The sequence below is a fragment of the Pseudarthrobacter sp. MOO13 genome (genome assembly GCF_058267655.1).
In genome coordinates, this window is sequence record NZ_CM177848.1 from 2179458 (window position 1) to 2199843 (window position 20386).

Annotated in this window: 19 protein-coding genes; 7 read left to right on the forward strand and 12 right to left on the reverse strand. The window is 61.9% G+C overall.

Annotated features, from left to right (window positions below; genetic code table 11):
• Window positions 1-35: 35 nt before the first annotated feature.
• The 7 genes from AC4EEO_RS10115 to AC4EEO_RS10145 form a co-directional block, all read right to left on the reverse strand.
• Complete coding sequence (locus AC4EEO_RS10115; protein ID WP_223994969.1) at window positions 36-1298, reverse strand: ABC transporter substrate-binding protein; 1263 nt, start codon at window positions 1296-1298, stop codon at window positions 36-38.
• A gap of 114 nt (window positions 1299-1412) precedes the next feature.
• Window positions 1413-2735, reverse strand: a complete 1323-nt coding sequence (locus AC4EEO_RS10120; RefSeq protein ID WP_491340416.1) for an MFS transporter — start codon at window positions 2733-2735, stop codon at window positions 1413-1415.
• A gap of 94 nt (window positions 2736-2829) precedes the next feature.
• On the reverse strand, window positions 2830-3822 hold the full coding sequence (locus AC4EEO_RS10125) for a Gfo/Idh/MocA family protein (protein ID WP_223994967.1): 993 nt from the start codon (window positions 3820-3822) through the stop codon (window positions 2830-2832).
• The gene (locus AC4EEO_RS10130) at window positions 3822-4721 is read right to left on the reverse strand and encodes a sugar phosphate isomerase/epimerase family protein (RefSeq protein WP_223994965.1); all 900 of its coding nucleotides are present in this window, start codon (window positions 4719-4721) and stop codon (window positions 3822-3824) included. Before AC4EEO_RS10130 ends, AC4EEO_RS10125 begins: the two co-directional genes overlap by 1 nt.
• Window positions 4663-5292: a VOC family protein gene (locus AC4EEO_RS10135; RefSeq protein WP_223994962.1), complete on the reverse strand. Its 630-nt coding sequence runs from the start codon at window positions 5290-5292 to the stop codon at window positions 4663-4665. Before AC4EEO_RS10135 ends, AC4EEO_RS10130 begins: the two co-directional genes overlap by 59 nt.
• Window positions 5289-6311 (reverse strand): LacI family DNA-binding transcriptional regulator, encoded by a 1023-nt coding sequence (locus AC4EEO_RS10140; RefSeq protein WP_491340370.1) that lies wholly within the window; start codon window positions 6309-6311, stop codon window positions 5289-5291. The genes AC4EEO_RS10135 and AC4EEO_RS10140 overlap by 4 nt, the downstream gene beginning before the upstream one ends.
• Window positions 6277-7263 (reverse strand): Gfo/Idh/MocA family protein, encoded by a 987-nt coding sequence (locus AC4EEO_RS10145; RefSeq protein ID WP_491340371.1) that lies wholly within the window; start codon window positions 7261-7263, stop codon window positions 6277-6279. The genes AC4EEO_RS10140 and AC4EEO_RS10145 overlap by 35 nt, the downstream gene beginning before the upstream one ends.
• A gap of 136 nt (window positions 7264-7399) precedes the next feature.
• On the opposite strand from AC4EEO_RS10145, the gene AC4EEO_RS10150 reads away from it, so the two are divergent.
• The 5 genes from AC4EEO_RS10150 (at window position 7400) to AC4EEO_RS10170 (ending at window position 12289) form a co-directional block, all read left to right on the forward strand.
• Window positions 7400-8047, forward strand: a complete 648-nt coding sequence (locus AC4EEO_RS10150; protein ID WP_223994957.1) for a bifunctional 4-hydroxy-2-oxoglutarate aldolase/2-dehydro-3-deoxy-phosphogluconate aldolase — start codon at window positions 7400-7402, stop codon at window positions 8045-8047.
• Window positions 8044-8592, forward strand: a complete 549-nt coding sequence (locus AC4EEO_RS10155; RefSeq protein ID WP_223994955.1) for a P-loop nucleotide/nucleoside kinase family protein — start codon at window positions 8044-8046, stop codon at window positions 8590-8592. The genes AC4EEO_RS10150 and AC4EEO_RS10155 overlap by 4 nt, the downstream gene beginning before the upstream one ends.
• A gap of 348 nt (window positions 8593-8940) precedes the next feature.
• The gene (locus tag AC4EEO_RS10160; protein WP_491340372.1) at window positions 8941-10359 is read left to right on the forward strand and encodes an MFS transporter; all 1419 of its coding nucleotides are present in this window, start codon (window positions 8941-8943) and stop codon (window positions 10357-10359) included.
• A 169-nt stretch (window positions 10360-10528) separates the two neighbouring features.
• On the forward strand, window positions 10529-11341 hold the full coding sequence (locus AC4EEO_RS10165; RefSeq protein ID WP_223995174.1) for a sugar phosphate isomerase/epimerase family protein: 813 nt from the start codon (window positions 10529-10531) through the stop codon (window positions 11339-11341).
• A 156-nt stretch (window positions 11342-11497) separates the two neighbouring features.
• Window positions 11498-12289: an SDR family NAD(P)-dependent oxidoreductase gene (locus AC4EEO_RS10170; RefSeq protein ID WP_223994951.1), complete on the forward strand. Its 792-nt coding sequence runs from the start codon at window positions 11498-11500 to the stop codon at window positions 12287-12289.
• A gap of 292 nt (window positions 12290-12581) precedes the next feature.
• Here the strand turns inward: AC4EEO_RS10170 and AC4EEO_RS10175 are convergent, their stop codons facing one another.
• From AC4EEO_RS10175 to AC4EEO_RS10185, 3 genes are all read right to left on the reverse strand, one after another.
• Window positions 12582-13130, reverse strand: coding sequence for a GNAT family N-acetyltransferase (locus AC4EEO_RS10175; protein WP_223994949.1), 549 nt, complete (start codon window positions 13128-13130; stop codon window positions 12582-12584).
• 89 nt (window positions 13131-13219) lie between these two features.
• Window positions 13220-13987 carry a glycoside hydrolase family 25 domain-containing protein gene (locus tag AC4EEO_RS10180; protein WP_491340373.1) on the reverse strand — a complete coding sequence of 256 codons (768 nt, stop codon included), beginning with the start codon at window positions 13985-13987 and terminating at the stop codon, window positions 13220-13222.
• Window positions 13988-14440: 453 nt separating this feature from the next.
• Window positions 14441-14653, reverse strand: coding sequence for a hypothetical protein (locus tag AC4EEO_RS10185; protein ID WP_223994948.1), 213 nt, complete (start codon window positions 14651-14653; stop codon window positions 14441-14443).
• A 963-nt stretch (window positions 14654-15616) separates the two neighbouring features.
• On the opposite strand from AC4EEO_RS10185, the gene AC4EEO_RS10190 reads away from it, so the two are divergent.
• Window positions 15617-17281, forward strand: a complete 1665-nt coding sequence (locus AC4EEO_RS10190; protein ID WP_491338799.1) for a PAS domain-containing sensor histidine kinase — start codon at window positions 15617-15619, stop codon at window positions 17279-17281.
• 369 nt (window positions 17282-17650) lie between these two features.
• A complete protein-coding gene (locus tag AC4EEO_RS10195; protein WP_223994944.1) occupies window positions 17651-18331 on the forward strand; it encodes a haloacid dehalogenase type II in 681 nt (226 codons plus the stop codon).
• A 470-nt stretch (window positions 18332-18801) separates the two neighbouring features.
• Here AC4EEO_RS10195 and AC4EEO_RS10200 read toward each other — a convergent pair whose 3' ends face one another.
• Entirely contained in the window at window positions 18802-19086 is a 285-nt protein-coding gene (locus tag AC4EEO_RS10200; protein ID WP_491338800.1) for a hypothetical protein, read from the reverse strand.
• Between the two features lie 249 nt (window positions 19087-19335).
• Window positions 19336-20304 carry a helix-turn-helix transcriptional regulator gene (locus AC4EEO_RS10205; RefSeq protein ID WP_223994941.1) on the reverse strand — a complete coding sequence of 323 codons (969 nt, stop codon included), beginning with the start codon at window positions 20302-20304 and terminating at the stop codon, window positions 19336-19338.
• Between the last annotated feature and the right edge of the window lie 82 nt (window positions 20305-20386).

A 20386-nucleotide genomic window follows, 5' to 3' on the forward strand; every position in this document is an offset into this window, starting at 1 on the left:
CAGGTTTACCTGGTTAGTCCTGTCCGGTCGGGGGCTCATTTGTTGGCTGCGTCCTGGGCAGCTTTCATGAAATCGTCGGCGGACGAGTTGTTCAGGTACAGCTGCTGTCCGGCGTTGGCAAGTCCACCGGCAATCGCGATCCAGTTGTCCGGGTAGGTGTGTGGCTCGCTGTGATCTTTGACGAAGTTACTGACGTCCAGCACGGTCTTGGCCTCGGGAGTGGTGAAGTACGGCTCCTGGAACGTCGACGAGCGGGTGGGTACGTCTCCCCCGGTTGCCATGAGCGCCCCGGCTTTCGGGCCGGTCATGTATTGGATGAACTTCCAAGCCGCCTTGGCATGCTTGCTTCCGGCGCCGATGCCAAGGGTCCAGCCAAACGTCGATCCCGTGTCCGAGCCGTTTGAGGTTTTGGGCAGGGTGGCCGACTTGATGTCCGGGTTGGCCTTTTGCAGGGTCAGGAGGCGTTCCGTTCCGAGGGCGGACATGGCAACAGTGCCGTTTTGGAGGCCGTCCGCAACCGTTGAGTACTGGTCCCCCACAACGCTCGGTGGCATGCCGCCGGCTTTTTTGAGCTTCACGAGGAAGTCGGCGAATTCTTTACCCTTTTCAGTGTTAAAGCTGGCCTTGCCGTCCTGGTTGGAGATCTCCTGCCCCACCTCGCTCATGAAGCAATCGAAGAAGGTCGAGATGATCGCTGAGTTGTCGACCCCGGAGAACCCCGTCCCGAACCCGGTAAATCCGGCCTTCGCCGCTTTCCCAGCAACCTCGGCGACCTGGTCCCAGGTGGTGGGTACGGCAGCGCCGACCTGCTTGAGGATCTTGTCGTTGTAATAGAGCGTGCACGTACGGTAGTCGTACGGGACGGCTACTTGCTTTCCATCCTTGTCCGCCAGCTTGTCCACCGGGCGCAACCAGTCAGTGATCTGCTTGGCCTCCTCAGGAAGCGGCTGATAGACCTGCGCGGCAGCAATTTGGGGAACAACCGGGGCGAACATCTTCACGACGTCCGGTGTCTGTCCCGCTGCTGCTGCCTGCGGGAGCCTGCTGATCATGTCACCGAAGGAAACCGTCGAGAGCTGGACTGTGATGTCGGGATTTTCCTTGTGGAAGTTCTCGAGGTTTTGCTTCAGCGCCGCAGCCCGTGGGTTGTTCTGGCTGGGGTCCATGAAGTCCCAGTACGTCAACGTGACGGGACCGTCGTCGTTGTTGTTGCCGGAGTCGCCTGAACTGCCTGAGCAGCCGGTGAGCAGCGCCCCGGCGACGGCAATGGCGGTCAAAGTACTTGCAGCTTTGATCAATTCATCTCTCCTTTGAGATCGGTTGCATTTTCACCAGCGCGACTGAGATCGGTTGCTGAGATCGGTTGCAATAAACATAGGGTCGGGAGCAGGGTCTGTCAAGGATTATTCAGCTCAGGTTTTCGGAGCCTTCTGGTTCCGGTCGTGGACGAGAGGTATCTCGGTATTGAGATGCGGCGTTTGGGGCCCCGAAGTCCTTAGTGCATCTTCAATCACGCGCGGTCTGTTGATCATCAGGGCTCCCGTGGTAAGCACGAGCAGCCAGGCTCCGAGCATGCCGAACGACGGCAGCCAGTGGTCTCCGGGCTGATGCAGGAGGCCAAAAAGGAATGGGCCAAGGCTTGCCAGGGTGTAGCCGATCCCCTGGGCGAACCCGGACAGTACCCCCGACCCGGTCTGTGTTCGTGCTCGCTTATTGATCATGGTAAACGCGAAGGAGTATGCGCCCTGACCAAGCCCGGCGATGGCTACCCACACCCCGGCAGAAGTTACCGGAGCAAAGATGATGCCTCCATAGCCGACCGCGAACGTGACGACGAACAGGATTGCGACAGGAAGCGGGCGAGGCATCCTCACCACAGCAAAAGGCACAATAAGGCCGACGGGCAGGCCGAGGATGGAATAGAGCGCCAACATGAATCCGGCCGTTCCCGGACTCATCCCTCTGTCTACAAGAACAGTCGGAAGCCACGCCAACGCCGCAAACGTGTTGCTCGCGAAGATCAGTGCCGTTCCCCAGCCAAGAGATGATCTCCAGGGCTTGACGACGCTGGTGCGGGGCGGCGGCACTTCGCTGGTGGGCGGCTTCCCGACGCGGGCAGCCGTACGCCTGCCCGAAAGGACCATCAGCCAAGGTACGGCCGCAGCGGCGCTGATGACCGCCCAGATGCCGATGGAGAACCGCCAGCCATACATACCCGCCAAGGGTATAGCCGCTTGGGCGGCCACGGCAGTGCTGACGGCGAGGAGAGTTACGTGGAGGGCAGGGAGGACCCCGATTTTATCGGGGAAATACTTCATCAGCAGCGGCGGAATCACCACATTTACCACGCCGATCCCCAGCATTGCGACACAGGTGAACACCAAAAAGGCGAGGGTAGTCCACCCCAGGGCGCGTCCGACCTGGCCGAGTGTTGTCAGCAGGATTGACACCAGCAGCAGGTGTTCGGGCTGGGTACGTCGGATCAGTGGAACAGCCAGGAAGCCCATCGCTGCGAAGCCGGCGGTCGGCAGCATTCCAAGGATGCCGGTCGTCACGGCGTCGAGGGATAGGTCCCCGCCTATTGGACCAATGAGTGGCGATACCGCCGAAACCGCCTGTCTGGCGCTGAACGCGACCAGCAGGATGCCAATGAGCGGGGTGAGCCGTCCGCGCAGCGGTTGTCGTCCCGCTCCCCCGACTTTCGGGTTGCTCGGGTGGAGGCGGTTTGGAGCTATTTTGTGCCTCCTTATGCTCGGCGGCTTGTGGAGCCGCGGTTTCTTCACCTATGGCTGCAAGACCTAACCCGAGGAATTGGGCGAGCTTAGTTGTTCAGTTTCCGTTCACTGCGTGGCTGGCCCATTCCCGACCGGCTTGTTCCTCTGTCGGCAGCCCGGATGCGGCGAGGATTACGTCGAGCAGGCGCTGGGTGTGGACGGCTTCACGGCCAGAGGTCAGTGGCTGTTGCCTGTCGGCGACCCGGTCCAGGAAGTGGTGGACTGCAGCGGAAAATCCGAGAGTGTCTGTCGCGGTGGCCCAGCCATACGCCTCGGCGCTGAGTTCGCGTGACGTGGTGACTCCCTTGACGGTGGTTGAGACTGTTTCAGGTGCCCTGACTTCAACGGTGTTGCCGCCACCGTAGGCGTCAAGCTTTTCGTTCCACGCTCCCGCTGTGCGGGCTGCCATCAGGACCCCGGTGTTGCCGGTGCTGAACCGAATCATCGCTGCGACGCCGTCTTCTTCCCAGGGGTCGTCACCGGCGGCGTGAGCGGCCACGTGCTCCGGTTCGCCGCCGCAGTACCAGCGGAGCAGATCGACCATGTGGATGGCATTCTCGAATGTCGCACGGTATTCCGATCCAGGCCTGTTTTTCTGGGCGACGCAGAAGGTGGCACCTTTGTCACCAAAAACTTCACGACCGGCCGTGTAGACGGGGGCATAACGGCGGTTGAAGTCGACCATCAGCACTCGTCCCCGCTCGTCGGCCAGATCTGCCAGGCGTTCTGCTTCATCTGTTGCCGGAGCCAACGGTTTTTCGCAGAACACGTCAACGTCACGGCTGAGGCATAGCTGGACGGCATGGGCGTGCTCAGAGCGTGGCGTCAGCACGAAGACTGCATCCAGCTCCTGCGAATCCAACATGTCCTCCACCGTTTTGTAGGCGGCGTTGAAGCCCCAGCGCCGGACCAGGTTGCTGGGGTCCTCACGCCGGGACACCAAGGCGGCCAATTCGACGTCGGCACGTTGCACAAGGGTGGGCAACTGGGCGATGGTGGCGATGTTGCCTGCGCCGACAACTCCGACGCGGAGACGGTTGGTGCTCATTAGGAGTTCCTCACTTCGGCCAGGTCAGAAATCATTGCGCGCAGCACGGCGGCGGATTCCCTGAACCCGTCCTCGGGTGCAGGCAGGTCTTGCGGGTGCCAACGGTATTCAAGCTCGATGCTCAGTACGTCGTCGTAGCCATGCTGCAGCAACGCGGCCAGGATTTGGGGCCACGGAACGACGCCGCTGCCCACGACCCGGGACCGGACGGCCCGCTCGGAGGCGTTGACCCGGGCCGTTTCCGTGGCGCGGAAAGCCGCGTTGGGATTCGTGAAGATGAGGTCCTTCACGTGCACGTGGCCGATCAGGTCCCCTTGAACAGCAAAGGCCTGTTCGAACGATTCATCGTGCGTGAATGTCAGGTTTGCCTGGTCATAGAGAACGCGGACGGCCGGGTGGGCGATTTCGCGGACCAGTGCGGCGGTGTCCGCGGCGGTCTGGGTCATGGTGCCAAAGTGGTTTTCCACGCAAAGGCGAACCCCTGCCTGGTCAGCTTCAGGTGCGAGCGTTTCCAATGCCTGGCGCAGTTTCCCCCAATGTGCCGCGTGGTCGTCGTCCCCGGGGTGCCAGGAACCGGCATAGACGCGGACCCGGTCAGCGCCGAGCAGGTGCGCGGTCTCAATCGCGCCACGGAATTCATTGATTGCTTGACGCCATTCCGCATCGTCCAGTGAGTTGATGGCGGTTGTGTATGGTGTGAGACCGACGATGGGCAGGCCTTCGCCATTGGCTGCCTGCAAAGCCTCCATGGCGGCGCGCCGGTCGCCTAACGGCAATCCGGAGCTGTAGTCATCCTGGTAGATGACTTCGGCGGCGTCGAGCCCGGCGGCTCGAAAGAGTTTAAGTGCTTGGGGAACCGTGTGGTCCGGGGTGCCTAGTGTGTGACCCGCTAGCCGCATTATTCTTTGTCCTTTCAGAAGTGTTGTGGGCTGCTGTCCAGTCCGCAGGGCCGACCAGCCGGGGCGGGGCTGCGACGCGGGATCGATCCACGATTTCCATCAGCAGTCCCCAGGGGGTGATGAAGTAGGTCCAGCGGTTGCCGGCCACGCGGGGGCTGTCGCCCGCGACTTCCTTGCGCTCTCCGAGCACGCGTACGCCAGGTGTTTCCTGCAGCACCGCGATCGCTTCATCAACGTCGTCCACGACGAAGCACAGGTGGTGCCCGCCGGCGTCGCAGTGCCGCGGCGGGGTATCGCGCCGCTCAGCGCTGCTCCATTCGAAAAGCTCGATGTTGAGATTCGGCGGCAGGCGCAGCATGGCGAGCGTGAGCTTCGCATCTGCCGGGACCTCGAAGTTCGTAGGCATGAATTCTTCATCGGGCCCGCGCTCGGAACGGTAGAGCTCCTCGGCTCCGAGAACGTCGACGAAAAACCGGATGCCGTCCTCAAGATTCGGAACCGTCAGACCGACGTGGTCCGTGTGGCGGAGCCCTGGCAGGCGCCGGAGCGTTGAGTCCTGTCCCCGGGTCATTTGCGTGGTCCCGTGGTGGAGCCACGAACCAGGAGCTCAGGTTCGAGGACGATGTGGTCCACGGAGCCGTCAAGGTTCTGCTTCTCAGCCAGTTCAATGGCAAGGTGTCCCATGTCGGCGATCGGCTGTCGGACCGTCGTCAGTGGAGGGTTGAACCGGGCACCGAGAGCGAGGCCGTCGAAGCCGATGACCGACACGTCCTCCGGTACCCGTACGCCACGTTGGCCGAGCGCCGAGATGACCGCGAACGCCACCATGTCATTGGCCGCGATAATTGCCGTTGGCGGACTGACCATCTCAAGGTAATGCTCTGCCCCGCGCGTGCCCGCATCCAGATCCGACCCGCTGTCCAGCACGACAGGTGCGCTCCCGCTCTCGGCGGACAGCTCCAAATAAGCGTCCATCCGGTCCTGGGCGGTGTGCGTCCCGGCGATACCGGAGACATAACCGATCGACCTGTGGCCCAAAGAATGAAGGTGATCCAAGGCCAGCATGATTCCGCGGCGACTGTCGACGGTGACCGTGGGGACGGCATCGTCCCCTTCAACCCGGTCGATCACCACGACCTTGCGTCCGAAGTCGAAGCGTTTCATGGCCTCCGTGTCGACTTTCGTGGACGGGGCCACAATTCCGAAGGGGGCGTACATGGCCTGCATGGCGGTGAAGTAGCCATCGGTTTTAGCCGGGTCCCCGTTGGTGACGCAGAGCAGCAGCTGGTAGCCGCGCTCGTCCGCCGCCTGTGTCATCGTCTTGGCAAGTTCGGCGAAAAACGGGTTGGTGATGTCGGGGACGATCAGCGGGATGAACGTGCTGGTTTTCCGGCGCAGCGCCTGGGCGAGTGGACTCATCGTGTAGCCGAGTCCCTCGGCGACTCGAAGGATGTGCTCGCGTGTCTCACTCTTCACCGCCTCAGGACGTGAGAACGCCCGGGAGACCGTAGACCTATGGACACCAGCAGCTTTTGCCACGACGTCGATACTCAAGTCAGACATGTTCTTTTCCTCCGCGCTGGTTGTCATAGGCCCCCCAAATGGGGCGCATGACGTTTTCGAGCTGGGCCAGGGTCGTCAGGCCCCGGAATCCATCATCCAGCGTCCGGGCGACGCTCCGCACGAACGGATCGTAAAGCGGGTCGCTGTCCACATTGATCTTGCCGACCTCCGTGGTGCCGTCCAGTGCAGTGAACGTCGCCGTGCCGTCCGAATCAACGGAGGCGAATCCCGCCTCACCGACGGAGGTAAAGCTGCAGTAGCGCTTAAGCGGGGAGCCAGGGAAGGCGTAGCCAACCTCCACAACGGCTTCGCGTCCTTCCGGTGTCGTGAGGATGAGACTGGCATGATCCTCAACGCCCTGGTGGTGAAGAGCCGATGAGAGCCGGGAGTCCACACGCGCTATGGTCTCACCCGTGCCCCTAAGGAACAGATCCACAAAATGTGGGCCCAGATTGGCCAGGCAACCCCCGCCAGCCTTAGCCGGATCGAGCATCCAGGGATTGGCATTGTCGCGATACCGGGCTGGCGGGCCGGCAATGAACGATGTTCGCTGGTAAGTCGGCCTGCCTGCCTTGGCAAGCCATTGCTCTGTAGGTCCACCGCGCTGGACCAACGGGACAGTGGCAGGCACGCCAGCTGCCTCGGCGGCTTCACGCACTGCGGAAAGCTCGTCAAGGGACGTGCCCAACGGCTTCTCAACAACGAACGGAATACCACGCTTGATCAGGGCAAGACACTTTTCGGCCATCCCGTCATGCGGGCCGAAGACATATGCGAGTCCAACGCCAGGGAGATCAACGAGCTTCCGCCAGTCGGCCTCAAGCGGCGCCCCCCAACCTTTCGCCAGGTCCTGCACCTGCATGCGGGATACGTCGTCGTCACCGACTCCGATGACCTCGTGTTCCTCGGCAATGGCCGGCGCGCAGAGCGGAACGTGCCAGTGGGAAGCGCCCAGAATAATTGTGCGTACGTGAGTCAACCGCAATACCCCCTTGTATGAGATCGGTTGCTGAGATCGGTTGCAATAACAGTATGGATGGTGGGAAAGTTTGTCAACGACACTTCAACCTGCCCGGGCAATTACATCAACTCGTCCGGGCGCAGAAAAGGCAACCATGTACAAGAAACTTCGGACCCTGCAGACCATCGACGAATCCGGCGCCGTCCTGATCGTCCGCCTCCAGAACGCTGAGGTGGCAGAACGCGTGGCAGAAGCCGCCATCACCGGAGGCTTCCGAGCCCTTGAAATCACCCTCTCGATCCCCGGAGCCGTGGATGTCATCCGCCGGCTCGCCGCCAAGCACGGACCCAATGGAGTAGCGATCGGCGCCGGTACGGTACTGGACGAGCACTCAGCCTACGAATGCATCCGCGCCGGCGCCGAGTTCCTGGTCAGCCCTCAACTGAACCCCGCGATGATCCGTACCGCGAACCGGTACCAGATACCAACCGTCAGCGGGGCTTACACGCCGACCGAACTCGTCAACTCCGCCGAAGCCGGCGCTGACATCCTCAAGCTCTTCCCCACCGAAGCCGGAGGCATCCCCTACGTCAAATCCGTCCTCGCACCGCTCGCGCACCTGCCGATCATGCCGGCAGGCGGCGTGACCCTTGAGAACGTAGGCGAATGGTTTGCCGCTGGCGTCGCAGGTGTCGGCGTCGGCAGCTATGTGACAAAAGCGTGGCAGCCGGACGGCGACTTCACCCGCGTCACCAAAGCCGCCAAGGAATTCCTGTCAGCGGTGGCAGAGGCCCGCCGATGACCGTCCCCAGCGTCTTCATCGTCATTGGCCCGGCCGGCTCAGGAAAAACGACGGTGGCCCAAAAAACGGCAAAGGACAACGATGCCGCTTACCTGGACAAGGACAGGATATGCGGACGGTTTGTCGAGTTCGCCCTGAAAGTGACCGGACACGACCCCACCGACCGGGAGTCCAACGACTACTATCGCGACCACCTGCTCCCCCTCGAATACGACACACTTATGGACGTGGCTGGAGCGAACCTGCGCCTCGGCCGGTCAGTAGTGATCGACGCCCCTTTCGGGGCCTACTTCCAGGTACCCGACTTCCTGACCGGCGCGGCAGAGAAATTTCACTGGCCACCTTCGCAGACCACAGTCGTGCGGGTGAGGGTTCCCCAGAATCTTCTGCGGGAACGGCTTACCCGCCGCGGCCTGGAACGAGACCAATGGAAACTCTCGCACTGGGACGAGTACTGGTCCATCTACGGAAGCCTCGAATGTGCGTGGTCCGGGGTGGAGTACCTGGACTTCAACAACGAAACACCGCTCCCGGCAGATGTGTGACTTCCAGACCTGACCGCACCGCTTGCCTTCACGGACCCTCTGAGCGGCCCTCCTCAGGCCTGCTGCCCTACTTCTTGTCCGACTGAGGCGGTAGGCCTGCCTCCAGAGCGCAGGCAGCGTGGCCGCCTGCCGGACGCCGACGGCGGGCCCAGCTTCCGGACGACCCCTTCCGCAAGACGTTGACAAGCGACTTTCATCACTCGTAAGGTTATTGCAACCGATCTCAGCAACCGATCTCATGATCGAGTCGCAAGCTGGAGAGCCGCAGTAAAGCAAGGGCCGGGCAAGCATCATGCGCCCCTTATCCCATTACCCCTCCGCAGCAAATGTGAAAATATGGAGAGTTCAATGAAGACCTCAAAAGAAGCCGTTGGCAGGCCGGCCCCTTCGGAGTTTCCCGAAGTGTCCAAGCGTCCTCGCCGCAATGTGAATATGGTGGCAGGAACGATTGGCCACTTCGTGGAGTGGTACGACTGGTACATCTACGGGCTGCTTGCGGCGGTGTTTTCGTCCCAGATATTCCCCGGCGATTCCCCGTTCGCCTCGCTGGTCGCAGCATTGCTCACCTATGCCGTGGGGTTTGTTGTGCGACCGCTCAGTGGAGTCATCATTTCTCCGCTGGCGGACCGTTTCGGTCGCCGTCGCATCCTGACTCTGTCCATCTCCGGAATGGCGGCCGGCGCGCTGATCATCGGCCTCACACCTTCATTTGCGACCATCGGCTATGCCGCACCGATTCTTTTCCTGGTGGCACGCGTCCTCCAGGGCATCTCGGCCGGCAGTGAGGCGCAGAGCGCTATTGCCTTCATGGTCGAACACGCCCCGGCGAACCGGAGGGGCCTGTTCGGTTCATTTTCCAACACAGCGAGCGGCCTTGCGACTCTCGCAGCGACCGGCGCCGCGGCAATGGTGACGTCAGCCTTTGCCCCAGCGGACCTGGCCGCCTGGGGTTGGCGCATCCCATTCATTGCGGGCGGTATCCTCGGCGTCGTTGGCCTGATTTTGCGGTCCCGGGCCGAAGAGACTCCCGAGTTTGAAGCAACTGCTCTCGTCGATCAGAAGTCTGCAGCGGCCCGTCTGATGGACCTGCTTCGGGAACATCCAAAGGCGCTGTTGCAGGCGGCAGCACTGTCTGCTCCGGCCGTGGCCTACTACACCTGGGCCACCTTCCTTCCCACCTACGCCAAGCTGACCACCGGCCGGGACCTGGCCTCCACGCTGACCGGGAACGTCATTGGGCTTGCATTGCTCGTTGTTATCGTGCCGATCTGCGGCGCGCTGTCCGATCGGCTCGGCCGACGCAAGATCTTCCCGATCGTCGGTGCCATCGGCATGATCGTTCTCTTCTACCCTCTCCTGCTCCTGCTGAACCAGCCGGGGTTCGGTGTCTACGTTCTGGTATCGGCCTCGGGATGGGTGGTTCTCGGTATCTGGCAGGCTGTCTACCCGACCATTCAGGCCGAGCTGTTTCCGGCTTCAGTGCGTGTATCCGGAATTGGGTTTGCACACCAGATCGTCATCGCCGTCTTTGGCGGAACAGCGCCACTGATCGCCGCTGCGTTCGTTGGCGCCGGACAGCCCATGCTGGTCGCGGTGTACATGATTGTCGTCGTCGCCCTGTGCCTCGTCGTCTACTTCACCCTTCCGGAGACCGGCAGCCGTACCGGCCGTGCCACCGTGGCGCTGGCTGACGCTGAGGTACTTGAAGGCGAGCACCTGCTGGTGGCTCCTTCTCATGCCACGCACGAGGCTAAGCGTTCCAGGTAAGCAGGCCGGTACCACGCCGCAATGGCGGCTCGACGAGGCGACATGGGGCGTTTCCGCCCGAGCCTCGTCGAGCCGCCCGGCTCGCGCTTTAGAGCCCTTTGCAGGGTTCGACATTCACGGCGCGTTGTCCACAGGCGAAAAACAGAGAGGATTCCTTTACGTGAACCACATGATCATCAACACGTTCTCCTACCTATGGTCAGCTACGGCAATTGATGCCATCGCCGAATTGACCGACAACGGCTACAGAACTTTTGAAGTTCCGATCAGCTCCCCCCATTGCTGGCCGGATGAAATTACCGCCCTGGAGCGTTCGGCCACTCGCGCGAGACTTGATGACTACGGCGCAACGGTAAGGTCACTGAACGCCGGTGGATATGACATCAACTTGGCCAGCCCGGGCGCCAACATGCGACGCAAAAGCATCGAGCACATCAAATCGGTGATTGACCTCGCTGCGGCCTGGAATGTCCCCGACGTCGTGATATCCCCCGGCACAAGACGCCCCATGATCTCACCCTCACTCGAAAACACCTACGGGTGGATGTACGAGAGTATGGAGAACCTCATTCCGCTGGCCAGACAGGCTGGCACACGACTGCTCTTCGAAAATACGCCCTATTGCTTCACGCCTACCATCCAGGACCTGGCAGGCGTTGTCAGCAATATCAACGACGATGCAGTGAAGATTGTGTACGACGTCGCCAACGCCGCCTACATCGGAGAAGACCCCGTCGACAGCTTGCTCTCGCACCATTCATCGATCGGACTCGTGCACATTTCCGATACCGGCACCGAGACCTGGGGTCACGATCCAATCGGCACCGGAGTGATCGACTGGAAGGGGTTGGGCAAAGCCGTAAGAGAAACCTGCGGCGTCAATAACGTCGTCCTTGAGATCATTCGCGAAGAAAACCCCGTGCAGGAATTCAATAAGGCCGTGCAGGATCTCAAAAATCAAGGCTGGGATCTGGGGTCCTAGCCCAAGGCCAAAGTTGCGGCCAGCCAGTCAATGTTGTCTATCCATAGTGACATTCCACTGCCACTTCTATGGGAAAGTCAGCCGGCTGTACAGGCCGAGATCCCTCTTTCAGTCAAACGAATTCATGTGAACCCTCAAGTAGAAGGAATGTATGCAATGAGAGCTTTGGTAAGTGGCGGAAGCAGCGGCATAGGTGCGGCTACGTGCGTGAGAATCGCAGAGGCGGCCCTTGCTCGGGGTGTGCAGCCGATGATTGCCGTGGCTGGACACGAATCGAACAGCAGCCAAGAGGAAGTCGTTCGTTCAATCCAGTCCATGGGTGGTACTGCCATCGCACTGGGGGGCGATCTCAGCGACGCTGACGTGCCACGTCAACTCGTAGAGGCTGCTGTAGCTGAATTCGGCGGCCTGGACGCGTTGGTAGCAAACGCCGGAATCGCCAACCCTGCAGCGCTCTGCGACGTATCCCTTGAGGATTGGGACAACATGTTCTCCGTAAACCTCCGCGGCCCGTGGCTCCTGGCCAAAGCAAGCTACCCGCACCTGAAGCAGAGCCAGGGCGCCGCTTGCTTTACCTCTTCCATGTCTGGCCAGCTACCCCATGCCGGATCCGGGGCCTACAGCCCGAGCAAGGCTGCATTGACGATGCTGGCCCAAACATTCGCGTTGGAATGGGCACCGGACGGGATCCGAGTAAATGTGGTATCCCCCGGCATGACTCACACGCGGATGACCGAAAAAATGTACGCTGATCCGCAAATCAAAAAGGCAAGGGAAAATATCATCCCGCTGGGGCGAATTGGCGATCCCATGGACATCGCCAACGTGATCGAATTCCTTGTGAGTCCGCTATCCGGTTATGTCACCAGCCAAGACATCTGTGTCGACGGTGGCTTCTCCAGGTCGATTCTTAGCCATATTCCTGGTCGACCCAGCTCCAAATCCTGACGCCCGATCTGAATCGTCACCTCGAGAAGTGGTCGTAAGCGCCGCCGCACCGGGGAAGACCAATGCTGCGGTCACCTCACCCAATCCGCCCGACGGCCGCGCACTCTCGTGAGCGCCACGGGGGCCGTCCAGCGAGGTGATGATCCTGGAGCGCGTCTGACAATTCGCTGGGTGCGGGTTCCGAGTGAGCCCCCGGGGCGTGTCGCGTCAGCAGTTGCCGGAGTATCTCACCGCCCCTTTGAACACCATCAACTAGGACTCTGACTGCCCGGCAATGTCGTTGGCACACGGCTTACCAAGGCAAGCCTCGCAGATCAACAATTCCGTCGGGCCAAGCCTCGACCGGCTTGGTCCCCCCGCAGATCAAGGTCGGACCGGCACTCTCAATCACGCTCATGGCATCGCGTGGCGAAACATCTCGAATGCGACATTCAATAAGCGTGAAGCGGCACGACTGATAGAAGGGCACGACCTCTTCACGGCATCCGAGCAGACCGAAATCGGCAGGAGCCAACCCACGCATAGCTTCTTGCAGCCCAAAAAGAACCTCGCGCCCGACCCCTTGGCCACGAGCCTCGGCCGCTGTCAGGACACCACCCAGGCCTGCGACGAGAACCTCATCATTGCCTACACCTACAAAGCGGCGTGCTGAGGCAGCGTATCCAACGAGTTTTCCACCGACACGTGCGAAGCAATGCAGCTCACCTCGCGCGTAACCGTAGCCTCGCTTCGGATTCCAGGGCCCCCAGTCGTCCTCATATTCACTATCGAATAGAACGGCCATATCGGCGTAGTCACGCGCGGAGAGTTCGGTAGTCCAACGAAATGAAAGGGTTGTCACCAGGCCACACTAACAATCGCCCCGCCCGCGTTAGGCCAGGGTGGATCCCGCGGGGGAATGCTGGTTGCCGACTGACCACCAGCCTGTCTTCAAATGCAGGAAATGTCGTAGTCGAAGCTGCCCGAGGTGTATTGGGTGAGGGCGACTTTTCCTCCGCCGGTGAGGGGGGCGTCGGAGCACCTGCGTTTGGCCGCGGCCGACGAGCTGGCACCAGGAAGCCAGCTGCGCAGGGTGAACAGGTTGCTCGTGGCAGGCACGGTGCCAACGATCTGCGTCCACTGGGCGCTCGTGGAGTACAGGCCGACTCCGGCGCCGATGCTCGCGAAGTAGGCCGACATGCCCTCCAGATCAGCCCTGTTCGCCACCCTATCCGTCGACCAGCTGTTCCCTGTTTCTACATCCAGCCACCAGGTGTACGAAGCCGGGTTGCTAACCCCACGGATGTTCGCATCGTCATAAGCCTTGGCGTACCCGTACATGTAGGAGCATGCTGCCCCGACCGATCCGCTGGTGCACTGCCCGTACGGGTTCGGCACGGTCGTCCCGCCGTAGGTGTTGCTGCTGGGCCACCAAGATCCGGCCGCCCCCGGGTTGGCGGTGTTTACACACAAGGCGACCAAGGGCTGGCCCGTCCCGCCCTTCGAAGTGCGCGCCCATGACAGCTCGGCGGCCAAGCACGGGTTGGTGTTGTTCGCCAGACCATTGTTGACACCTACGATGGCGAAAGTCTGGGACTTGGGCAGCGTTTGGCCGCACTGCGGCCAAGACACGTCGTTACCGGGACCAGCGGTCGTGGCTGCCTGCGCTTGAGCACCAACGAGCATCAGCACGGCGGCTGCCGATGCGGCCAACAGCAATCGGAGACGCGAGACGTGGGGTGCACAACTAGTCAAGGACATCGTCGGCCTTCCGATCAAGAGCTCACCACGAACAGGCAACCAGCGTGATCCCCCGGGTTGACGCGGTCAAGGAGCAGCAGTTTCCGGCCCAAGACTTTTCGGGCCAATTGCCGGAGGAAGACGCAGGGCCGATCCAATGCCGTTTTATGGCTGCCGGTGAGAGGGGCGGAGAGACCCTCTCTCCGCCCCGGAAGGGCTCTGGCCTGGCCTTTCTTCCTCGGGATCCTGCGGCCGCATCGTCGCCGCCAAATGGGAAAAGAGGCATCGTTGCCCCCGTTTCCCAGATCGCGCCGCCCAAATTTTCATCAATTCAGCGCGCGTTTTTCAAGTTTCTCGATGCTTTCGCGCGCCAGGTGAAGGAGACCTCATCGCGCCGGTCACGCCTCCGAACGCGCCAGCGCAGTACCGGGGCTAGTTCTGTTCGGGAATCGAGGCCGGTGCCTGCACCCCCGCACCTGTGAGGTTGTCGCACCGCACGAGCTGGGTCCCGATCCGTTCGAGCGGGCAGTCGACGTACGTGGTCAGAGAATTATCGTCGGTATCGGAAGAGGCTGTCGCAGCCCCTGCCGTGAGGAAGAGCGCCGGGAAGAGCGCGGCAACCGCTGAGGCGCGGCGTGCAGACATGGCTGCCTCCTGTCGAAACGTCTATATATGTTGGCCAGCCCTAAAAGCGGGCGGCGTAAAAAAATGGCCCACATTCAGCCCCACGCTTTGGGTCCGTCGCGGTAGTCGGACCGCGACAGGACTAAATCTACTCGGCGACCACCAGTGCGCTCAGTGAACGCGATACCCCAATGGCTCACATAGCTACCCAATTTGCGGACCCCGCTACCCAACGATTCTCTGACGACGCCACAGGACAACCCCCACGGGCAGGATCAGTCCGGTTGGTGGCAGCCCACCGGTTCACTGTTTCTTGAGCAAATCCCGCGGTTGGCCTGCGCCTCCATTGAGACACAGGCGCTAACCTCGGGATCGAGGCCACACCGCTGGGGTGGTGAGGCCATCAATACGGGAGAGTTGACCGGCGGCGGGCGGGTCCATCGGAACCGACGGACGTCGGACCGATCCGCCGCCAGGCCAACTCTCCCGGCCCCGCACCGGAACAAACTCTCGATCCACGGCATCGCACATGTTGTACGATGCAATCCAGGTACACCCGATCCCCCAAACCGTCAGGGCACGTGACTCCTTCGTCGACGAAGAGACGCCGAGCCAGTCGCAACTATATGACACGGATCAACACAAAGCGGCGTCCGCTGGTGGACGCCCCGCAAGCCGCGAACACGCCGCCCGGGGTCGACGTATGCGGTATGGCACACGCCCCGTCACCAGTAGCCGGGCCCGGTGGATTACCTACCGGATTACGTGGTGATCGCCCGAGTCTTCACCCGTCCCAAGGGCCGCCATGCCCAACCCGATACTTCACCTCCGGGCCGCAGCCAATGTCCGACTCACCGGCTAACCGTCTGCTGTCTCGTGCTCCACCAGCCATATGTCGTTTCAAGGAACCTTTGCGGTGGTGGTTGCGGGTTTCTGGGGTAGGTTCTTGGTGAAAGGCGTTCGGAGCAGGGACAAGGGGAGACCATGCTTTTTGAGCCGTTAAATGCGTACTACCGGACGTTGGGGCCCAGGGGCCGGGCGGTGCTGTTCCAGCTGCCGCTTTCTGTGACCATGTTGATGGTTGTGCTCCTGACGATGGTCCTGCACCCCCAACTCGACGTGGCCGGCCCATTCATCCGCAGCCTGGGAGCACACGTGCTCTTACTCGCTGCATGCGCCCTGGTGCCGTGGGGTCGATTGCCCGAACGGGCCGTGCTCGTCATCCCTTTCCTGGACTGCATAGTCGTTGGGATCTCCCGCGAGGCCGCCGACCAGTACCTCACCGTTTTGGGTTTCCTCCTGGTCTTTCCCGTCGTATGGCTGGCAGCGGACCGGCGCCGCAGCGGCGTCCTTTACGCCGTCGTCGCCACCATCCTCAGCGCCGTGCTGCCCCCGGTCATCCTGGGCACGGGCTTCGACGGCCCGGACTTCATCCGGATCGTCCTGCTGCCAGTCATCCTCGGAGCGATCGCACTGACGTCCTACGCGATCGCCAACGCCCTCACGCTGCAGCGGCAACGGCTGGAAGCCCAGGGCTGCAAGGTCAGGGACCTCCTGGTCGCCAGCGAGGACCGTGAGCGGCTGCTGAGCAGCGTCATGGACACCGTGAGTGTAGGAGTGTGCGCCGTCGACGCCAACGGGCAGGCGGTACTTGCCAATCACCAATTCAGCAGCCATTTCGGCGGCACCGTCACCGGCAGGCAGCTATCCGATGAACCACCGGGCTTCCTCGTCTATGGTCCCGACCGGAAGCAACCGCTTCCGCCGGAGCGACGCCCCGGGTTCCGGGCGGCACGAGGAGAGTCCTTCACCGACGAACTGATCTGGGCAGACAACGGAACCAGCCAGCGGGCCTACTCCGCAACGTGCCGGCTGATCCGTGACTCCCGTGGCGAACACCGGGGAGCGGTCATGGCGTTCACCGACGTCACAGCGCTGGTCGACGCGCTCTCGGCCAAAGACCAGTTCGTCGCCAGCGTCTCCCACGAACTGAGGACCCCACTGACCTCGATCCTGGGCTACATGGACCTGGCCCTGGACGTAAAGGATCTTGACCCCGACATCGAGATGTACCTGACCGTCGCAAAACGGAACGCCCAGCGGCTCCTGCACCTGGTCGGAGACCTTCTCACCGTTGCTGCCGGAGCCCTGACCATAGAGCCCCGTCACGCGGACCTGGTCGAAGTTGTCCGTCAAAGCGTCGAGGCCGCCGAGCCTAAAGCGAAGTCCGACGACGTCACCCTGGACCTACTCGCCCATGGAACCGCCACGGGCTACTTCGACCCCGAACGGCTCCGCCAGGCCATCGACAACCTGATCTCCAACGCCATCAAATACACGCCCCGCGGTGGCAGGGTCACCGTCACTGTCGATGCCACAGGGCACGAGCTCCGCTGCGAAGTAACCGACACCGGTGTCGGCATGAACGAGGAAGAAATCGACCAGGCCTTCACCCGCTTCTTCCGCGCCGCGAACGCACATTCCTCGACCATTCCCGGCGCCGGCCTGGGACTGGCAATCACCAAATCCATCGTCGAAAACCACCGCGGCCACATCACCCTCTCCAGCAATCCCGGAAAGGGCACGACCGCAACCCTGACAATCCCAGCCGCCGACCACGACACCCCAACAATGGCCACCACCACCTAAGCCCACGCCCCGGCCGGTCCGGGCCAGAAGTTCGCAGGCGTGCGTATAGGCACGTCCCACAGTTGGCGTGCGCTTGCCGATCTTTGTTGTACCTTGCTGTCTGAATGCGTGGCGGAACAGGGCGCCAGCCGATTCACGGTGGGCGGCCGCAGCGTGACTGACGCGGTAGCCAACGCGAAGGACGCCCTTTCCAGGAATTATCTGTACAGGAGCCGCGTGAGGGCACGCTGCTGCCGAGATCCACATCCGGTGACGGTTCGCTCCTAGCTGTGGACACCCGGTTCGATGGCTGGAACTTCCACGCGGTGCCGGAAGAATAGTGCCCTGCAGAGCAGGACCGCTGATTCACCGCAGATGCAAGGAGAAACCATGACGTCCGCCATCTCCGTCATAGTCTTTGACGTGAACGAAACGTTGTCCGACATGTCCCCTATGAGTGATCGCTTCCGCGAGGTCGGGGCACCCGCCGACATGGCGAAGCCCTGGTTCGCGACCTTGCTGCGGGACGGGTTCGCGCTGGCCGCCAGTGGAGACAACGGCTCGTTTTCCACCATCGGCGCCGACGTTCTCCGGCGACTGCTTAGCGATGTGAGACTCGACCGGCCCCTCGACGAAGTTGTCGAGCACGTCATGGGCGGTATGAAAGACCTGGATGTGCATCCGGACGTCCCAGCGGGGATCAGAGCTCTCAAGGGCGCAGGGTTCCGGCTCGTGACGCTCAGCAACGGCTCAGCCCAGATCGCCGAGGAAGTGTTTAGTCATGCCGGGATCAGGGATGAATTTGAGGCGGTCCTGTCGGTCGAAAACGCGTCCGCGTGGAAGCCGGTGCGCAGCTCCTACGACTACGCAGCCGCCAGTACCGGCTCCGATCCAGGCAGTATGCTGCTCGTGGCCGTGCATCCCTGGGACATCCACGGCGCCTCCCGGGCCGGGCTCCGAACCGCGTGGCTGAACAGAACCGGAGACAGCTACCCGGCCTATTTTGCGGCTCCCGAATTCACGGTGTCTTCTCTGACCGGGCTGGCACCGGCCTTGGCCGCAGCCTACTGAGGGAGCGTTCCGGCGGAAGGAAGGCTGGGCCCGGGCACAGAATCTAGTGCCAGGACCAGGTCTTGCCGCAATCGACGGTGGGTCGAAGATCCATAGGCCGTCGGTATCGGTCAGGTGGCTGTTTCGGCATGGAGCCACTGGACGCGCACCCGGATTGCCTCGCAACGATGATTCAATTTGCACCGCTGCCCGGCAGGTGCCGCGAGGCATTTGAGCTTAAACTGTTCGAGTTCATGGTTGAACCGATCCGAAGCCTGCGTCGGCCTCAGCTTTCGAATTGCGTCCGGATCAATGACGGCGGGTTGCCTTCAGCCGCGCTCGGCGCATCGGCCAGGGTGGCCGTTCCGACTGCTCGACTCACGAATACCGATCCCATAGACCCGTTCCTCTCAGCAAGCGCATTGGACTCCGTCTGGCAGCGAGTCCGTCAAGGATTCCCCGGCGGACCCCGGGCTCGGCGTTCAGCAATCTCAGCGACGAAGCACAGAGTCCGCGACCTGTTGCGCAGCCTGGTCCGGCGTGAGGTCGGTGGTGTCGATGACTTCGGCTTGGTTGTGCAACCAGGAGCGGGCTCCGACGGCGTATGGTTCCAAATACGAAAAACGGAACGTCGAGGGGCCGAGAACTGTGTCGTTCTGTATGCGGTCACGCAGCGTGGCTTGATCGGCATGGAGCACGAAATGCCGGATAGGTATGCCGTGCTCTGAAAGACCGTCGCTGATTTCCTGCCAGTAGCTCTCGACTAGAACAGTCATTGGCATTACGAGTGTGCCTCCGGTGAACTCAAGCACGCGCCGCGCGGTTTCAACAACGAGGGTCCGCCAAGGGCCCAGTGCTGGAAGTTGTCGGTTCCAGGAAGTCCCGGCCTAATGTCCATGAGCACCTCGCCGACCTTTTCGGCATCGAGGACGCGGGACCTAGGCAGCATGCCCGCCACTAGCGCACTCGTAGTCGTCTTTCCCGCTCCATGGGCGCCGTTCAGCCAAACGATCATGCAGCGAACTCTAGTTCAAAAAGATGTACTTGCAGGGCCCCGCAGCCCGGTCGCTCGAAAAATCCGCGGCTACCGCGTTAGCCGATCGGTTTACGGGAAAAGATGCCGTGTTTTTAATGGTCGGTGTCGCTGGGTCAGGTGTGGTGGCTAGTAAGAGGAGGGCGGCGGCTGCGGGGCTGCCTGCGTCCGCGGTGTACATCAGGATCCGGTGCCCGGAGTCGTCGGGTTGGGCCAGGACCTCGAAGTTCAGCTCCAGGGTGCCGACCTCAGGGTGATGCATCATTTTCTTTCCGGCCATGCAGTTCTGCACGGGGTGCTTGGCCCAGAGCTTCGCGAATTCCGGGCTTTTCATTGTCAGTTCCCCAACCAGGGCTGTCAGCTCCTGGTCGTTGGACGCGGCTCCTGCAAGCAGCCGGAGTGAGGACACTGCCCGGGCGGCTTCTTCCGCCCAGTTCACGTAAAGGGCCCGGGTGTGCTCATCCATGAACAACATCTTCGTCATGTTGGGCCGCTCCACCGGGTCGGTAGGGCTATCAAAGGCCAGGTGCCCGGCGACCAGCCTGTGCCCAAGACTGTTCCAAGCCAGCACCTCACTTCGCCGGCCCAGGACGACGGCGGGCGTGCTCGCCATGGAGTCGATCAGCCGCACCGTCCCTGTACGGGCACGATCAGGCCGTGAAGCAGCGCGGCGCTTGCGCTTGGTGACCGGCCTGGCCAGGTTGAACAGGTGCAGTCTTTCGTCCCTGTTCAGGTTCAGTGCCCGGGCGATCGCCTCTATCACCGCCTCGGAAGCATTGGTGCCTAGACCCTGCTCGAGGCGGGTGTAGTAGGTGTTGCTGACCCCGGCAAGCATCGCCAGCTCTTCACGGCGCAGCCCGGGGACCCGGCGGACACCATAATTCCGGAGCCCGACGTCCTCGGGCTGCAGCGCTGCACGCCGGACTCGCAGGAATTCCCCCAGCTCACTTCCATTGCTCATCCCCCCAGTCTGCCCGGACGGTCACGTGGTTGTCCTGTCCCTGCCAGTGCTACCCACAACGTGGTGTGGCTGACGTTCCCCG